Here is a 16,937-nt window from a genome sequence, read left to right on the forward strand (position 1 = left end):
GTTAAATTTGCAAAATTAAACGTTGAATAAAGTGTGCTGTATACCCTAGCATTGGCAAGGCAGGGGGTTACAGTTGCTTTCGCTACTGAATCGCAGATTTTAACAATTGCAGTCGTGACCTTGGTTCAACGATCACCCAGTACAGGTAACAAGGAAGATAATTTACTTTTGGTGTGCTAGTGTGCCAGCCACGTAGACAGCGTGAATCGCGCGATCGTCCCCTAACATAAGTGTGCCAAACACCTGATCAGAGAGTTCTTCTCGTGATTTTGCGGGAAACCCTTGATTGCGAACTGCCATCAGGGGCGTTGCTTGCGGGTCTAAGACGACAAAATCTGCCTCCTTGCCAGGATCAAAATTGCCAAGTTTGTCATCTAGAGAAAGCGCGATCGCACCTCCGAGCGTGGCTAAAAACAGTGCCTTAAACGCTGAAAGTGATTGGTTTTGAAGCTGGACGACTTTGTAGGCTTCACTCATCGTTTGCAGCATGGAAAAACTAGTTCCCGCGCCGATATCGGTTCCTAGACCCACCTTAATTGGCATAGTGGCTGACTTAGCGGTGTGAAGTTTAAATAGTCCGCTTCCTAGAAATAGATTGGAGGTCGGGCAAAACGAGATGGCAGCTTTGGCGTGAGACAGCCGTTGAAACTCTTCATCTGTCAGTTGAACCCCATGAGCAAACACAGACGTTTTGCCGACCAAGCCAGCGCGATCGTAAACATCAAGATAGCTTTTACTATTAGGAAATAATTCGGCAACCCACTCTACTTCTTGAAGATTTTCTGACAGATGGGTGTGGAGATAAACATCTGGAAATTCTTGGAGCAATTGCCCTGCCAAGCGTAATTGTTCATCGGTAGACGTAATTGCAAATCGGGGCGTAACAGCGTAAAGTAACCGACCGTTATTATGCCATTTTTGAATTAGTTTTTTGCTTTCTTCGTAAGCGCGTTGGGGGGTGTCGGTGAGAAAGTCTGGCGCGTAGCGATTCATCAAAACTTTTCCACAAATCATTCGCAGGTTAAGGCGACTCGCTACTTCAAAAAAGGCATCAACCGATTGAGGATGAACTGTTGCAAACACCAGCGCCGTTGTCGTCCCATTTTTTAGCAATTCATCTAAAAATAGCGCCGCAATTTTTTGAGCATAGGCATAATCATGAAACTTTCCTTCGGTTGGAAACGTATATTTGTTGAGCCATTCTAAAAGCTGCTCTCCGTAAGCCGCAACCATTTCATATTGAGGATAGTGAATGTGGGTGTCGATAAATCCTGGGGTAATTAATTTGTTAAAGTACGTTTCTGTTGGTAAGTTAGCGTATCTGTTGTGGAGATCGTCGTAGGTTCCAAAGTCTGCGATCGCGCCATTTTCAACAACTAGCAAACCATCAGAAATATAGCGCACACTATCTGCATCAGAGGCATAAAATGGATCATTGATAAAATCGAGAAAAGTGCCTCGAATTGCATGAAGTGACGAAGGATTTTTTGAACCCATACCTTTGCCCAAAACTGGTTAAGCTTAACGTCTTTAAAAGGGATCTCGATTACTAAAACAAAAAATATTTTGGAATCCCAAGCCCATTTGTTAAGGAGATTATGTATTGAAAAGAACAATTAAATCGTTCATGGAAAACTAATATCGAACCATACTAGCCTAGGTTCCGGCAACACCGTTGAGAATATTTCATGCAATTTGGAGCAGGTTAATCGATGAATACAGACCTTGATATTGAGCGATCGCAGCCCCCCCAAAGACCCTCTTATAGTGGATGGCAAGCCGCGATCGCCCGCTATTTTAAATTTGATTTTTATCACGCCAACTTCAAAACCGAAATTGTGGCAGGCGTGACAACCTTTATGACAATGGCATACATCCTGGTTGTCAACCCCCTGATCCTATCCGATGCCATCTTTCTAAACCAGCCCAAAGATCTGTTTGCCGAACTCGTGGTAACAACAGCGATCGCATCTATGGTCGGAACCTTGGTGATGGCATTGGTGGCGAAGTATCCCTTTGCCCTAGCGCCCGGAATGGGCATCAATGCGTTCTTTACATACTCAGTCGTGCTGACGCTCAAGATCGATTGGCGCGTCGCTTTAGCGTGCGTGTTTTTGGAAGGGCTTGTCTTCATTGCCCTAACCATCACCGATATCCGGCGTCACCTGATTACCGCCGTGCCTGATGCGATCAAAGTTGCAACCACTGTCGGCATTGGGCTGTTTCTGGCTTACATTGGCTTGAGTGGCGCGGTCGAAACTGGCGGGGCAGGGCTGATTGCCGCCGACGCAGCCACCAAGACGACCCTTGGCAGCTTCCGCAATCCACAAGCAGTCTTAGCGATCGTCGGCATTTTTATGACGATCTTTTTTATGGTGCGGCGGATCAAGGGAGCCATCCTCTGGGGCATTGTCGGAACGGCTGCCCTCGGCTGGGGTTTGGGGGTGGCGGCGGCTCCTAACGGGGTGGTCGCTCTGCCTGTGTTGCCATCGCATCTGTTTGGGCAGGCGTTGGTCGGGCTGGGCGGCATCAATGCTGGCAATCTGATTGATTTTCTGGCTGTGTTGCTCGTGTTTCTGTTTGTCGATCTGTTTGACACCATCGGCACCCTTTCAGGCGTGGGCAAACAAGCAGGGTACATTGACGAGAAAGGCGAACTGCCCCGCGCCAACCAAGCGCTATTTGCCGATGCGATCGCAACGACCACAGGCGCAGTGATTGGAAATTCTGCCGTCACGACGTTTGTAGAATCTGCCGCAGGCATCGCAGAAGGGGGACGGACGGGGTTTACAGCGATTGTCGTGGCAGCCTTATTTGGCGTCTCTCTGTTTTTTGGACCCGTTTTTGAGGCGATTCCGGGCTTTGCAACGGCTCCAGCCCTGACGATCGTAGGCGTGCTGATGATGACATCGGTGAAAAATATTAACTGGGATGACTTGGCAGAATCGGTTTCCGCGTTTTTAACGATCTTTTTGATCCCGTTCGGCTTTTCGATCGCGGCAGGGCTTTCGGCAGGGCTGATCGCGTATCCCCTGATCAAAGCCTTCCAAGGCAAAGCAAGCGATGTGACGGTCATTACGTGGGTTTTGGCAGCTATTTTTGCGCTGCGATTTGTCTTTATGGCGATTCGATTTGGCTAAAGAGCAGGGGAAGCAACGCTCTACTGAGGTTCGAGAATTACTGAGTTCCAAGAATTCGGGTTAAGCAGTACGATCGGGGATGCGGTTTCTTGCGGTTCTTCATGCCTCAGTATGTTTTCAAGCGGATGCTCGCTCTGATCCCGGTGTTGGTTGGGATTACGATCGCGGTGTTTCTGCTCTTGCGGCTGATTCCCGGTGATCCAGCGATCGTGCTTGCCGGAGAGCGGGCAACGCCAGAACAAGTTGAGGCACTGCGAGAGCAGCTAGGGCTAAATCAACCGCTCTTGTTTCAGTACGTTGTGTTTCTGGGAAACCTGCTGAGGCTCAATTTAGGCACCAGTCTCATAAGCGGCATCCCGGTTCTAGACGAGATTGGGGCGCGCTGGAGCGCCACCTTCGAGCTTGCGATCGCAGCCATGGCGATCGCGGTTTTGCTGGGTGTTCCCTTGGGGATCGTGGCGGCCATCCACAAAAACCGATGGCTTGATCAACTGACAATGGGCGGTTCCCTGATCGGCGTTTCGCTCCCCGTTTACTGGTTGGGGCTGCTGCTCATCTATCTGTTTTCGGTCACGCTCAACTGGCTGCCTCCGAGCGGGCGCATTGGCATCGAAAGCGGACTCAATTTTCAACCCTTGACCGGGTTTTATGTGCTAGATGCCCTGCTGAGATTGAACCTGCCCGTTTTGGGCGATGTCTTGGCGCATCTAATCTTACCGGCTGTCACGCTAGGAACCATTCCGCTCGCGATCGTGGCTCGCATTACCCGTAGCACCCTGCTCGATGTGCTAAGCCAAGACTATATCCGTACCGCCAAAGCGAAAGGCTTGCCCGAACGATCTGTTGTGGTGCGTCATGCCCTTAAAAATGCGCTGCTTCCCATCAACACCACCATCGGACTCCAGTTTGGAACGCTGCTCGGCGGTGCGATCTTAACCGAAACTATTTTTTCTTGGTCAGGCATTGGGTCTTGGATCTACGACGGCATTTTGGCACGAGACTATCCGGTGGTGCAGGGCGGAGTTGTGTTTGTCGCGATCGTATTTGTGTTGATTAATCTACTCGTTGATCTGTCGTATGCGGTTGTCGATCCGCGCGTGCAGTTTCGTTGATTCGCCCTGTCGTTAATTCCCACTATCAATCAGGTGACAGCCCCGCAGCAACGCCGCGCTCTCAGGCATCAACACATCTTGCAGCTTATAGACCTCTTGCAAAATGGCTAACTCCCGACCATACTCCTGTTGCACCGTCGTCAACGCGCCATCTTGGCTCGGCTCGGTCTTGAGCAAGTACAGCGTCATATTAATGCTAGACAACGGATTGCGTAACTCTTGGTAAAAGTGGTTGAGCAAGCCATCGCGCGTGCCAGAAGACGGAGGCGTGTCTGCCGATGGCACAAACTCTGAGTGAGGTTGAACCGCTTGAACCGCCGTCCGCGCTTGGGTGGGATTGCCATAACGCTGAAGCAAGGCTTGGTGCTTGGCGAGCCGTCCAGAAATTGCCCCTAGCAATTCAACCGCCGTACATGGCTTGGTCAGGTAGTCATCTGCCCCCAACTCCATTCCCTGACGAATATCTAACTTGGTCGTTCTGGCACTGAGAAAAATGAATGGAATGCTGGAGGTTTCTGCCGATTGGCGGAGGTGAGTCAAGACGCCATAGCCATCGAGTTCGGGCATTTGAATGTCGCACAAAATTAAGTCAGGATGGCACTCCCGAGCAAGTTGGATGCCAACGTCGCCATTTTCTCCGCCGATGCTGCGAAAGCCTTCTGCTTCTAGCAGGTCGAGAATCGATTCTCGGACGGATTGCTCATCTTCAATGACGAGGATCGTTTTCATGGGCTGATCTGTCCAACGGTAGCGTTACAGTGAACAGTGTTCCCTCCCCCTCGGCGCTTTCAACAGCGATCGTGCCCTTGTGCAAATCGACGCACTGTTTCACGATCGATAATCCTAATCCTGTTCCTGGAATCGTTTTGGCGTTGCTCGCTCGATAAAAAGACTGAAATAAGTTGGCGTGATCTGCCTGGGGAATGCCGATGCCTTGATCTTGAATCCGAAACGTAACAGAGTCATCATTGCTGCTGAGGGCAAAGACAATTGGTTCCCCTGTGGTTGAGTATTTGATGGAATTGGATAGCAAATTGATCAAAATATGGCGTAAGAGCCGCTCATCTAATCGGGGGAGGGGAGAGGGGGAGCGATCGGCTAGATGGCAACCCCATGGCAGCGACGGGTGCAAGTAATCTGTGTGCCGAAATTGGATCACGCTCCCCTGCTCGTGGGGTTGAATTTCATCTACCAAGTCTTGGCAGAGCTTGAGTAGGTCGAGGGGGCAAGGCGAATAATCTAACTTGCCTGCTTCGGTTTCTGCCAGCGTGAGCACATCGCTGAGAAGCTGGTTCATCCGCCTAACCGAGAGTTGAATTCGCTCTAGATAGACCTCTCGTTTTTCGATGGCGAGTTGAGCACCGTAGCGCTGAAGGAGTTCGGTTGAGAACAAAATGGCGTTGAGTGGGTTGCGAAATTCGTGAGACACCACCGAGACAAACCGGGTTTTCAGTTCGTTGAGTTCTTTTTCTTGCCGCAGCGCGGTTTGAATGGCGGCTTCGGCTTTGTGGCGAGAGAGGGCAATTTCGATCGTCGTGATCAGTTCCCGGTCTTCAAACGGCTTGAGAATATAGCCAAATGGTTCTGTTAGCTTGGCGCGCTGAAGCGTGTTTTCGTCGGCATGGGCGGTGAGATAGACCACCGGAATCTGATAGTCGGCTCGAATTTGTTCGGCCGTTTCGACGCCATCGCGATCGCCCCGAATCCGAATATCCATCAGCACCAGATCGGGGGACAACCCCTTGACCGACTCTAACGCTTCGGTGGCAGACGTTGCGATCGCAACTACCCCATAGCCAGCGCTTTGCAAACTGGTTTGAATATCCAGCGCAATAATCCGTTCGTCTTCAACAATGAGAACAGTAGCAAATGACATGATCACCCTTTAGGTTTCGACTCCGCAAACGCGATCGTAAAGCGGGTTCCCTGGTTGCACTCAAGGTCAATGGTGCCTTGTAGCTGCTTGATCAAGTTGCAAACAAGCTGCAAACCCAGGGATTTTGTACTCCGAAAGTCTAAATGACTCGGAAAGCCAATTCCGGTATCTTCGACCAGAAGAATGTATCGATTTTCAGGTTGTGCGTGTAAGTGGATTCCGATCTTACCAGGCTGAGCTTCTGGGAAGGCGTATTTTAATGAATTTGAGACCAATTCGTTGATGATTAGCCCACAGGGAATGGCAGTATCAATACTGAGACGCACTTCTTCCACGTTGAGATCAAGCTGAACCATCCGTGAATTCATAGAATAGGAGCGAAGCAAATCGGTAACTAAACTCCGAATATACTCTGCAAAATCCGTTTTTGCTAAATCTTCAGATTGGTATAATTTTTCATGAATTAGCGCCATGGCACGGACGCGATTTTGGCTTTCTTTAAACACCTCTGAGGTGCGATCGTCGGTGATATACCCCGCTTGCAGCTTCAGCAAACTAGAGATGACCTGCAAATTATTTTTGACGCGATGATGAATTTCTTTGAGCATCACTTCTTTTTCATCTAGCGATGCGCGGATTTGATCTTCTGCCCACTTGCGATCGCTGATGTCTACTACCGAGCCAATGATCTCCACCGGATTTTGGTGGCGATCGCGCAATAGTTTCATGCCGTCGCGCAACCATCGATAAGAGCCGTCTTGATGGAGAAATCGATATTCGCAGGTCAATTCGCCGACCTCCAGCAATCGCGGCATCGTATTGAGGACGTGGGCAAGATCCTGGGGATGAATGTGATCAATCCAAAAATGTGAGTCTTTGAGATACTGCCAGATTTCATAACCAAGCTGCTGCGTAATATTTTCGCTAACAAAGGTGCAGGCTCGATTCCGAGTCGGCTGGCAGGTATAAATCACCGATGGATTCGAGGATAACAAATATTTCAATCGGGCTTGCGCTGCCATCAGCGTTCGTTCTGACCATTTGCGATCGTTAATATCGCGCTGCAACGCCACAAAATGAGACACGTCCCCACCCGCTGCAATAATCGGAATAATTGTTAAATCAACCCAAAATTCTGTCCCATCTTTGCGGTAGTTGATTAGCTCAACCTGCACCGATTTGCGTTGCGTTAAAAGCAGCCGAATTCGGGCTAGCTGATCGCGATCGGTTCTCGGTCCTTGCAAAATTCTGGGCGTCTGACCGATGACCTCTGCGGCTGTAAAGCCGGTGATATTGGCAAACGCAGCATTCACATAAGTAATGGTCGGGTTGTCTAAATCAGCATTGGTGATAATGACAGCATCACTGCCATTAATCACCACTGACTCAAATAGCCGCAAGCGTTCTTCTGCCCGTTGCCGCTCTTGCCGTGCTTGCGCTTCTTGCAGCACGATCGACACATGATCTGCGACTTCCGTTAAGGTTGCAATTTCGTAAGGGTTCCACTGTTTGGGCTGCGGTGCGTTAAAACAAAGCAAGCCGATGTGTGTAGCTGAATGCTGCAAGGGAACGGCAAGCAGAGCACGGGTTTTTCGTCCGATCATCCGCGCTGCGATCGCGCTCAACAATGGCTCTTTTTCCACATCTTCAACAATGACAGACTGCCGATGTTTGAGCAGCTTGAGATAATCAGAGGCCCCGACATATCGATCGACTAGCCCTTTGAGCGAGGGCATCGTTTCGGGCTGAGCCGAGTACAGCACCTCTACTTGGTCAGCCTCGATCACGCTATACAAAACGCGCAGATCGCTAAAGTGGAGGGCAATGTCATCCACTGTTGATTCAATGATCTGCGTCAGCGACAGCCCGGCAGTACTGCCGGTAGAAATGCTGTTCATCAGCCGGAGGCAGACTTGGCTCTCTCGCAGGCTTTGCTCGATTTGCTTGCGTTGGGCGATTTCTTGCTGGAGTTGCTCGTTGATCCGTTGCAGTTCTGACGTGCGCTCTTCGACGCGGCGTTCTAGGTCGGCTTTGGCACAGCGCAGCGCTTCTTCTGCCTGAAGCTGAGCCGTAATGTCGGTTGCCACACAGACCAATTCGATCAGGTCTCCCTGGTCGTTGTAAAGCGGCGTCACCCGGTTGTCAAAAAACAACCCGTTCATTTCTAACGTAGAGTTGAAGGCTTCTTCGGTATCTAGCACCCGTTGGAGGTCTGCCAAGATTTTAGGATGGTCGTGATAAAGCTCAAAGGCAGATTGCCCCACTACCTGACCTGGTTGTCCCCCGATCGCGTCTAGCCCTTTCCCTTCCGCTAGGGTAAAAACGCCCTCGCGATTAATGGCATACAAAATGGTCGGCGTATTGCTCACCACTGTTCTCAACAATGCCTCACGTTCTGCCAGCGCGGCGGCGGCTCGCCGTTGCTCTGTAATTTCTCGGCAGTTGATCACCCTGCCAATCACCCGGTTTTCTAGCTTCAGCGGCTTAGAGTAGCGCTCGAATATGCGATCGTCCTGTAGCTCAAGAATCATGTAACTTTCGAGATCAGGGCGCTCGGACTCGGTTTCAAGCTGCTCTAAAAATCGATCGGGCTGTTTTAGCTGTGCGATCGTAGGATCTAAAATCTGCTGATAGGTTGTAAACGAACGTGCGGTGTCGGGCAAATTCCACTGTTTGATGAAGCGATGATTGAGATTCAAAATGCGATCGCAACCATCTAGCGATAGAATGCCGTCTGCCATTGATTCGAGGGTGGTTTGCAACAGGCAAAGGGAGGACTCTAGCGCCGTCTGGGTCTGTTTGCGATCGGTAATGTCAGTCACCATTGCCAAAATGCCGAGGTCGTCTCCTTGAGCATCTACGATGGGGCTGACAGAGATGATCGCCCACAGGTCTTGCCCAGACTGGCGCAGAAACCTCACATCTTGCTGGGTTTGCCTGCCCTGCCCCGCGCGATGGAGGCTGTTCTCGGCTAGGGTCTGGCTATCGGCATGCACAAAATCTAGCAGGGATCTGCCCATCAACGCCTCCACCGGGTAGCCCAGCAGTTGGGCTAATCGACCGTTCGCAAACTGAGTGTTTCCCGCCCCATCAAGCACCCAAATTCCCTCGGTCGCTGTCTCAATCAGGCGGCGATAGCGGGCTTCGCTTTTTTGAAGAGCCGTTTCGACTCCAGCACACGCCGGAGAGTAGAGCCGCTTGAAGGTTTCCAGTTCAGCCTCGGCGCGTTGACGGGCAAGCCGTTCTTGCTGCAACTGCGCTTGGATCTGGGCGATTTGTTCAGCAGTGAGATCGGCGCTAATCTTCGCTTCCCGGTCGGGGTCGGCTCGCGCCAGTACGTGCTTGGGGCGGATCGCTCGTTCAGAAGCCGACTGATTGGGGGACGAGTTCTGAGTTGGGTTTGGGGGAGAGGAGTCCGTCGGTTGCATTGCAGTTCACGGGCGGCTTGCGTTTTGCGATGGGATTGAGCAAAGGGGGGAGGTCTTCCCTGATAATGAAAACAACCCTGCGATCGTGCCATAGAAATTCTCAAATTTCTCTAAGTAAAACTATCGTGGAGGGGAGGATAGTCAAGAATAGTCGTTACGTAGTGTGCGTAATTTCACAGAATGAACGCAGTGGCTCAGAGCTTAGAACAGTTGGTTAGCCCCACAGGATGGCTAGCGTGGGATGCTGTGGCAGCGCCTCGGCAACAGGCAATTTTACGGGCACTGCGTCCGGGGGTGCAGCCTGCTTATTTGGTGTATCCCCATACCCAAGCCGAACTCGCGTCAGTCATGGCGTTTGCCCACCAAAAGCGGTGGCAGGTGTTGCCCTGTGGCAGGGGCAGCAAACTGCACTGGGGCGGCTTGGTCGCAGGGGCAACGTTGGTGATCAGCACAGAGCGACTCAATCGGCTGATCGATCATGCGATCGGAGATTTGACCGTTACCGCAGAAGCAGGACTGTCGTTTGCCGAGGTGCAACAGCACGTTGGCAAAGCGGGTCAGTTTCTAGCGATCGATCCGACCGTGGGCAGTTCTGCGACGGGCGCTACTTTGGGAGGAATTGTTGCCACGGGAGATACAGGCTCGTGGCGGCATCGCTATCACAGCGTGCGAGACATGCTGTTAGGCATTACGTTTGTGCGCAGCGATGGGCAACTGGTCAAAGCAGGCGGGCGAGTAGTTAAAAACGTAGCAGGCTATGACCTGATGAAGGTGCTCACAGGGTCTTACGGAACATTGGGCATTATTACTCAGGTTACATTTCGAGTGTTTCCCCTGCCGTCTGCGTCTCGAACGGTGGTTTTAACGGGACAGGCAGATGCCCCAGGCACAAAGCGCACCTTCGACCAGATCGCCAAGGCACTGCAAGCCCTGCTAAGTTCTGCGTTAACGCCCACGGCGGTAGACTTGCAATTAGAGCAAGGACTCCGGTTAGTGGTGCGGTTTCAGAGCCTATCTGAAAGTGTAGAATTGCAGGCAACGCGCCTCAATGAAATTGCATCTGCGCTAGGATTGTCTACAAGCAGTTGTGCGAACCATGTAGAACAAGCGTTATGGCAGACATCGAAAGATTTGATGGATAAAGCATCGCAAGAGCACGTAGTTTTGTGCAAGATTGGAGTGAAACCTTCTAATGCTGTAGAGGCGCTTTTTCAAATGGAACGTTTAATGCCAAATGCAACAGCCGTGATTCACGGAGGAAGTGGCTTAGGGCAAATGGCGATAGAGGGTGTGCGCTCAACCCAGATCCAAGAGATGCGATCGCGGCTGCAATCATTGGGCGGTTATCTGTCAATTTTGCAAGCACCTCCTGATCTCAAACAGAGGATCGATGTTTGGGGCTACAGTGGCAACGCGCTACCGCTGATGAAGCAACTGAAACAGCACTTCGATCCTGACCAGCGATTAAGCCCTCAGCGCTTTGTAAGCGGAATTTGATATGCACCCGTCCGACCATTCGATCGACTCTGAACCGTTAGCCAGAAGCTTTGACGCGCACCATCCTCCCGATCCATCAGTGATCGATGCGTGTGTTCACTGCGGGTTTTGCCTTTCAACCTGTCCGAGCTATCGCGTGATTGGCAAAGAAATGGATTCGCCACGGGGACGCATCTATTTAATGGACAGCATTAACCAAGGGGAAAGCTCGCTCTCCGAGGCTACTGTGCCGCACTTCGATTCGTGTTTAGGATGTTTAGCCTGTGTCAGCACCTGTCCGTCTGGGGTGCAGTACGACAAACTCATCGCCGCTACTCGTCCCCAAATCGAGCGTAACTATGCGCGATCGCCGGGCGAAAAAGCGCTGCGACGGTTAATTTTCTCGGTGTTTCCCTACCCTAACCGGATGCGATCGCTGCTGCGCCCGTTGGGGCTTTATCAGAAAACAGGATTGCAAAAATTAGTGCGATCGCTGGGATTTCTCAAACAGATTTCACCTCAGTTAGCCGCGATGGAAGGAATGCTACCGGAAATTCCTCCGCAAGCATTTAAGGATACGATTCCGCCATTGATTTTGGCACAGGGAGAGAAACGCTATCGGGTTGGGATGATTCTTGGGTGCGTACAGCGTTTATTCAATCCAGAAGTCAATGATGCAACGGTGAGAGTGTTGACGGCAAATGGCTGTGAAGTGGTTGTGCCGCAACTACAAGGCTGTTGCGGGGCGCTGTCTCATCACCAAGGGCAAGAAGAACAAGCAAAACTGTTTGCTCGTCAGATGATCGATAGCTTTGCCGATTTGAATCTAGATGCTGTTTTGATCAATGCATCGGGATGTGGACACACGCTGAAAGAGTATGGTCATATTTTGCAGGACGATGAAGAGTACTGCACTCGCGCTCAAGAATTTGTGAGCAAGGTCAAAGATGTGCAAGAGTTTCTCGCCGATGTTGGACTTACCGCTCAGCGATCGCCGCTTCGAGACGAGCCGCTAACCGTGGTGTATCAGGATGCCTGTCATATGTTGCACGGTCAGAAAATTAGTGTGCAGCCGCGCCAGTTGTTGCGTCAGATTCCAGGGGTAAAACTGCGAGAGCCAGTCGATGCAGCGCTGTGTTGTGGTAGCGCTGGGGTTTACAACATTCTGCAATCAGAGGTCGCAGAAGAATTGGGGCGGCAAAAGGTTGAGAATCTCACTAATACTGGAGCAGAGGTGATTGCTTCTGCCAATATTGGCTGCTATGTTCAAATTTCCAAGCATTTGACGTTACAGAACAAAGCGGTTCCGGTGCTGCACCCGATGCAGTTGCTAGATTATTCGATTCGAGGAATTCAGCTAGAACAGTAAAGAGAATAGCTGGGGTAAACACATCTAGATTAGAATTGAGCATCAAAGCCTAACGCTACCTAACGATAAAAGTGAGCGACCACAGATTAGCTTGAACGAATCGCAGGATCTGCTCTCTTGTTTTCGTCCCCTACGTCGTTATTAACTCTGCGCGACTACACTTTTTCTCTAGAACAAATAGTGGGCGATCGTTATCAATAAGGTTGTTCAAGGTGACAATCCTTTTGCTCTACAGTCAGCCTTAGCGGTTCTCAGACCTATGCTGATTGGCTGACAACAGTTTGACGATTCCTCGATAAACTAGCAGCAGGTCTATCGACGTTGGTCTATGCTGCGCTTTATTGTTGGGGTTAGTGTCGCTTTTGCCCTCACCTATGTTTTGCCTCAAACTCGGTTCGCGTTCCTTGGGGCATCTCTAAGCGCAAACTCTGTGCGATCGGTCGTTGCTCAGAACACCTCAGCAAGTCTGCTCACGATTCCTAACCAGTTTGATAGCGCTACCGATTTTATAGAAGGCATTGCTCTGGTTCAGCTTGGCGAAGAATTTCGATACATCGATCGCAGCGGCAAAATTGCTGTTCAGCCAGCAGCAAACTTTGACCTTTACGCTCCATTTTCAGAAGGCTTTGCCATTGTTAGAGCAGGCGATCGCTACGGCTATATTAATCAGAAAGGAGCGATCGCTGTCTCGCCGAAATTTATTAGCGCAGGGCGATTTCAAAACGGGTTAGCCCCGATTCGATTTAATACAAACGTTGGGTTTATTAACCTTCAAGGCAAGCTAGTTATTCAACCTCAATTTCTCGCAGCTTCAAGTTTTTCTGAAGGACTAGCTGCCGTTAAAACAGAGCAGAAATATCAGTATATTGATCCAACCGGAAAAGCTATCTTTGAACAAGATTTTGATGATGCCTTGAGCTTTTCTGAAGGATTTGCTGCCGTTCGAGTTGGCAAACAATGGGGCTATATTGATAAGAGCGGGCGGCTTGCCATTACCCCTCAATTTGATGGAGCTTTCAACTTTTCAGACTCAATGGCGCGAATTCGAGTTGGTAAACAATGGGGCTATATTGATAAAACTGGAACAGCCATAATACAGCCAAAATTCAACTTCGCCTCCGATTTTTCTGATGGGATGGCATTAGTTGAAGTTGGGCAACTGTGGGGGTATATCGATAAAACTGGAAAGCTTGTAATTCCAGCAAAATATAGCTATGCGGGAAGCTTTTCTGATGGGTTAGCGCCGGTTAAATATGATGATAAATGGGGCTATATTAACAAAGTTGGACAGATTGCGATCGCGCCTCAGTTTGAGGATGCTGGCTCATTTTCAGACGGCATGGCAAAAGTTCGGGTGGGCGGCAAATGGGGGTATATCGAGAAACCTTGATTTCTTGAAAGTTCTACCGTAAGACGAATATATATTTACAGAATGGGCAGTTTACAGTAGTACCGATTCTCTAGAAAGGCTCCGCCCGTGGACATTTATATTCTTGACCTTTTGGCAATCGGCACACTTTTGCTTATCGTCACATTATGCTCAGGGCTGATTGCGCGTCTTCCGCTATCCTATGCCATTATTTATTTGATTGTTGGAGTCGTTTTAAGCCCTTACGGATTGAACTTAATTCAAGTCCGCCCAGAGGCAAATGTCTTAATGAGAATTGCCGAATTAGTCGTTTTAATCTCGCTCTTTAGTTGCGGGCTAAAAATGAACCGCCCGCTTCAATTTTGGGCTTGGGAATCGACGGCAAGGCTGATTGGGTTTCTGATGCCTATTTCTATTTTTGCAGTCGCTGCGATCGCACATTGGCTGTTAGGCATGGGCTGGGCACCTGCGATTTTGTTAGGAGCAATTTTGGCACCCACTGATCCGGTTTTGGCATCAGAAGTGCAATTAGATGATCCCCACGATCGCGATGAATTGCGCTTTGGGCTAACCTCAGAAGGCGGGCTGAACGATGCCCTCGCCTTTCCATTTATTTATTTTGGCTTATATCTTATAGAAGATAGCAATTGGCAGAATTGGTTTAGGCAATGGGTGGCTGTAGATTTGGTATGGGCGATCGCCGCCGGAATTGTAGTCGGATTTGCAGTGACGAAAGCGGTTCGATGGCTTGATCGGTTTCTCCAGCAATTTCATGGCGTTGACGAACTCATGGAGGATTTCGTTGCAATTAGTACAATCTTGATTGCCTACTCGCTGACTGAGATTGTGAACGGATACGGCTTTTTGGCGGTATTTGTGGCAGGCATTACTATGCGGCGGCGGCGCAATCAAGACAAGTCAATTTCTCAGCTTCACTTTATCGAGCGTCTGGAAAAACTTGCCGAAATTGGCACAATTCTACTGCTCGGATCGTTACTCCGCGTGGAACCGATGCTAGCCTATGCAGGGAATGGTTTTGTGATCGCCGGGTTTTTGCTGTTTCTTGTCCGCCCTCTTGGTGCTTGGGTTAGCACCATTGGGTTCCAGGTACACCCTGCAACGCGCTGGTTCTACGGCTGGTTTGGCATTCGAGGTGTTGGCTCAATTTACTATCTTGCCTATGCGCTAGGGTCTGGGCTTAAAGGCACAGATGGTGAACAGGTCGCATGGATTACCTTCTGGACGATCGTGATTTCTGTCTTTTTGCATGGAGTTAGCTCAACCCCATTGATGAAATGGTACGAACGCAACATTGAACGAAATACAACGTTAGAAGAGAATCCCATACAACACGAAGGGGGGACTGGCAGCGCATGAACTCCATTGCTAAAGTTATCGCTAATCTCGCAAGCCTAAAAAAATTGTGAAATCTGATAACCTATAGTTATTACAGCTTAAGTAAAACAGATGCGGCAATAGGAACAAAAGCAGAGTTCGCATTGTTTCACATAGGTGATAAGTGCTGTTGAATTTCAATGCCGCGATCGCGCATTACACCTTCAAACATATCAGTTGGCAACGCCTGCTCAACCGCCCAAACACCCGGTTTTTTCAACTTCTCAGATAAGATTAGTGCTGCCACTGTTCCTGTTCCCGCTCCCGCTGCCACTGCCGTATCCGACTCCACCAGGGTTGAACAGCAACGTACCGTTTGACCGTTTTTCTGCCCCGTCACCTCTGAGCGAATGGCTACCCCAACCCCACTAAAGCGATCGCTCACATCCGTCATAAAATGACTAACGCGAGACAAAAACTCGATCGTGGCGCGCGCCTGCAAAAGTTTGGGATGCCACCAGCGCGCCACGCTCCACGTTAGATGGTTGTAAAATTGCGGAACAGTCCCAAATTTTGTCACCACGCTTTCTACCGGAAAGGTTGCTGGCAACGTGAACGCTTCGGGCATATCAAACCAGTAAACCCCAACTTTTCCGTAGGTAGGAAACTCGACCACCTCGCGATCGCTATAGGGTTTCACGGTTTGCCACTGCCCCTCTAGCCAAGCTTGAAACGGACGCTGCAAGCCCAGAAATGTAGTCCGCATTACTGTAACACCTGCGCCGCCAGAACCCGCCACCACATAGCTCAGATGGATTTTCTCAGGTTTATCTAGCTGCTCTACATCGCGGCGTACCATGCTGTTTGAAATACCTGGAAAAATTCCGGTGTTTACCACGGCTGTGACTCCTGCGGCTTCTGCCGCTGCGCGATGAGCCAATGCCTTTCGGGTAAACGACGGATGATCGCTCACGTCAATATAATTTACTCCGCGAGCAATGCAAATTTCTAGCACACTGGTATCGCGGTATAGAAAAGGACCAGCACAGTGAATGACCAGATCCGCGCTGGAAATAGCGGCTTCTAAGCGATCGCGATCAACTCCGCCATGGTTCAAAGAATGGCTCAAAGGATCGCTCAACTCTACGATCGCAAACTTAACCCGCTCTCCAAGTTGCTGGCTGAGCTTTTCTCCCCCAGAAGGATTGCGTCCTGCAATGACAATATCTGCTGATGTATGAGCCAGCAAATCCGCTGCTACGTTGCTGCCAATCCGTCCACTGCCACCTAATATCAAAACCTGCATGATCTATTGATAGATAACTTTTTAACGCCCCGTTGAAGCTTGGGCATAAGTCGATGGGCTGCGTCCATCATAACCAAGTGCTTTGCCAAAGTTCTCTACCTTTCGTCCCCACCTGGAGGTTAGCCAGCTATTTTGCTTACGGTTAAGTTTTATAAAAATATCTAACCTATTAAATAGTAGAACCCCCAGTCCGTACAGAACTGGGGGTTATTTTCAATCGAGGGTTGTATAGAGTGGGGAGTTCTTCTTGTGATAAGCTCTCCCTTTTTCCAAACTGTTAACCGTTGATTGCGGGGGCTTGCAGCGCAACCGGAGTTACACCCGAAGCCGCTAAGTCAAGCGGGAAGTTGTGAGCATTGCGCTCGTGCATCACTTCCATGCCCAGGTTCGCCCGGTTAATCATGTCAGCCCACGTCGAGACAACTCGTCCCTGAGAATCGATGATGCTTTGGTTGAAGTTGAACCCGTTTAGGTTGAACGCCATCGTGGACACACCCAAGGCAGTGAACCAGATGCCGACGACCGG

General features: G+C 50.0%; 11 protein-coding genes and 1 pseudogene. 6 read left to right on the forward strand and 6 right to left on the reverse strand.

Annotated features, from left to right (window positions below; translation table 11 throughout):
- Window positions 1-162 precede the first annotated feature (162 nt).
- Entirely contained in the window at window positions 163-1,497 is a 1,335-nt protein-coding gene (guaD, locus tag GS601_RS20670) for a guanine deaminase (RefSeq protein WP_162425189.1), read from the reverse strand.
- Window positions 1,498-1,712: 215 nt separating this feature from the next.
- Between guaD and GS601_RS20675 the strand changes: the two genes are divergently transcribed.
- Complete coding sequence (locus tag GS601_RS20675; protein ID WP_162425190.1) at window positions 1,713-3,140, forward strand: NCS2 family permease; 1,428 nt, start codon at window positions 1,713-1,715, stop codon at window positions 3,138-3,140.
- 101 nt (window positions 3,141-3,241) lie between these two features.
- Complete coding sequence (locus tag GS601_RS20680) at window positions 3,242-4,252, forward strand: ABC transporter permease (RefSeq protein ID WP_162425191.1); 1,011 nt, start codon at window positions 3,242-3,244, stop codon at window positions 4,250-4,252.
- Window positions 4,253-4,264: 12 nt separating this feature from the next.
- On the opposite strand, the gene GS601_RS20685 is transcribed toward GS601_RS20680, so the two are convergent.
- The 3 genes from GS601_RS20685 to GS601_RS20695 are packed head-to-tail and all read right to left on the reverse strand — an operon-like array spanning window position 4,265 to window position 9,556.
- Window positions 4,265-4,981: a response regulator transcription factor gene (locus GS601_RS20685; protein ID WP_162425192.1), complete on the reverse strand. Its 717-nt coding sequence runs from the start codon at window positions 4,979-4,981 to the stop codon at window positions 4,265-4,267.
- Window positions 4,959-6,128 carry a hybrid sensor histidine kinase/response regulator gene (locus GS601_RS20690; RefSeq protein WP_162425193.1) on the reverse strand — a complete coding sequence of 390 codons (1,170 nt, stop codon included), beginning with the start codon at window positions 6,126-6,128 and terminating at the stop codon, window positions 4,959-4,961. The genes GS601_RS20685 and GS601_RS20690 overlap by 23 nt, the downstream gene beginning before the upstream one ends.
- Before the next feature lie 2 nt (window positions 6,129-6,130).
- On the reverse strand, window positions 6,131-9,556 hold the full coding sequence (locus GS601_RS20695; protein ID WP_162425194.1) for a PAS domain S-box protein: 3,426 nt from the start codon (window positions 9,554-9,556) through the stop codon (window positions 6,131-6,133).
- A 180-nt stretch (window positions 9,557-9,736) separates the two neighbouring features.
- On the opposite strand from GS601_RS20695, the gene GS601_RS20700 reads away from it, so the two are divergent.
- The 4 genes from GS601_RS20700 to GS601_RS20715 all read left to right on the forward strand — a co-directional run bounded on the left by GS601_RS20700 (window position 9,737) and on the right by GS601_RS20715 (window position 15,147).
- Entirely contained in the window at window positions 9,737-11,053 is a 1,317-nt protein-coding gene (locus GS601_RS20700; protein ID WP_162425195.1) for an FAD-binding oxidoreductase, read from the forward strand.
- Between the two features lies 1 nt (window position 11,054).
- Window positions 11,055-12,401 carry a (Fe-S)-binding protein gene (locus GS601_RS20705; RefSeq protein ID WP_162425196.1) on the forward strand — a complete coding sequence of 449 codons (1,347 nt, stop codon included), beginning with the start codon at window positions 11,055-11,057 and terminating at the stop codon, window positions 12,399-12,401.
- A gap of 328 nt (window positions 12,402-12,729) precedes the next feature.
- On the forward strand, window positions 12,730-13,791 hold the full coding sequence (locus GS601_RS20710; protein WP_162425197.1) for a WG repeat-containing protein: 1,062 nt from the start codon (window positions 12,730-12,732) through the stop codon (window positions 13,789-13,791).
- Between the two features lie 87 nt (window positions 13,792-13,878).
- Entirely contained in the window at window positions 13,879-15,147 is a 1,269-nt protein-coding gene (locus GS601_RS20715; RefSeq protein WP_162425198.1) for a cation:proton antiporter domain-containing protein, read from the forward strand.
- 127 nt (window positions 15,148-15,274) lie between these two features.
- Here GS601_RS20715 and GS601_RS20720 read toward each other — a convergent pair whose 3' ends face one another.
- Window positions 15,275-16,411: a saccharopine dehydrogenase family protein gene (locus tag GS601_RS20720; RefSeq protein WP_162425199.1), complete on the reverse strand. Its 1,137-nt coding sequence runs from the start codon at window positions 16,409-16,411 to the stop codon at window positions 15,275-15,277.
- A gap of 277 nt (window positions 16,412-16,688) precedes the next feature.
- A pseudogene (locus GS601_RS20725) lies at window positions 16,689-16,937 on the reverse strand (photosystem II q(b) protein); the annotation flags it as partial.

It is taken from the genome of Myxacorys almedinensis A (assembly GCF_010091945.1).
Lineage (GTDB): Bacteria > Cyanobacteriota > Cyanobacteriia > Leptolyngbyales > Leptolyngbyaceae > Myxacorys > Myxacorys almedinensis.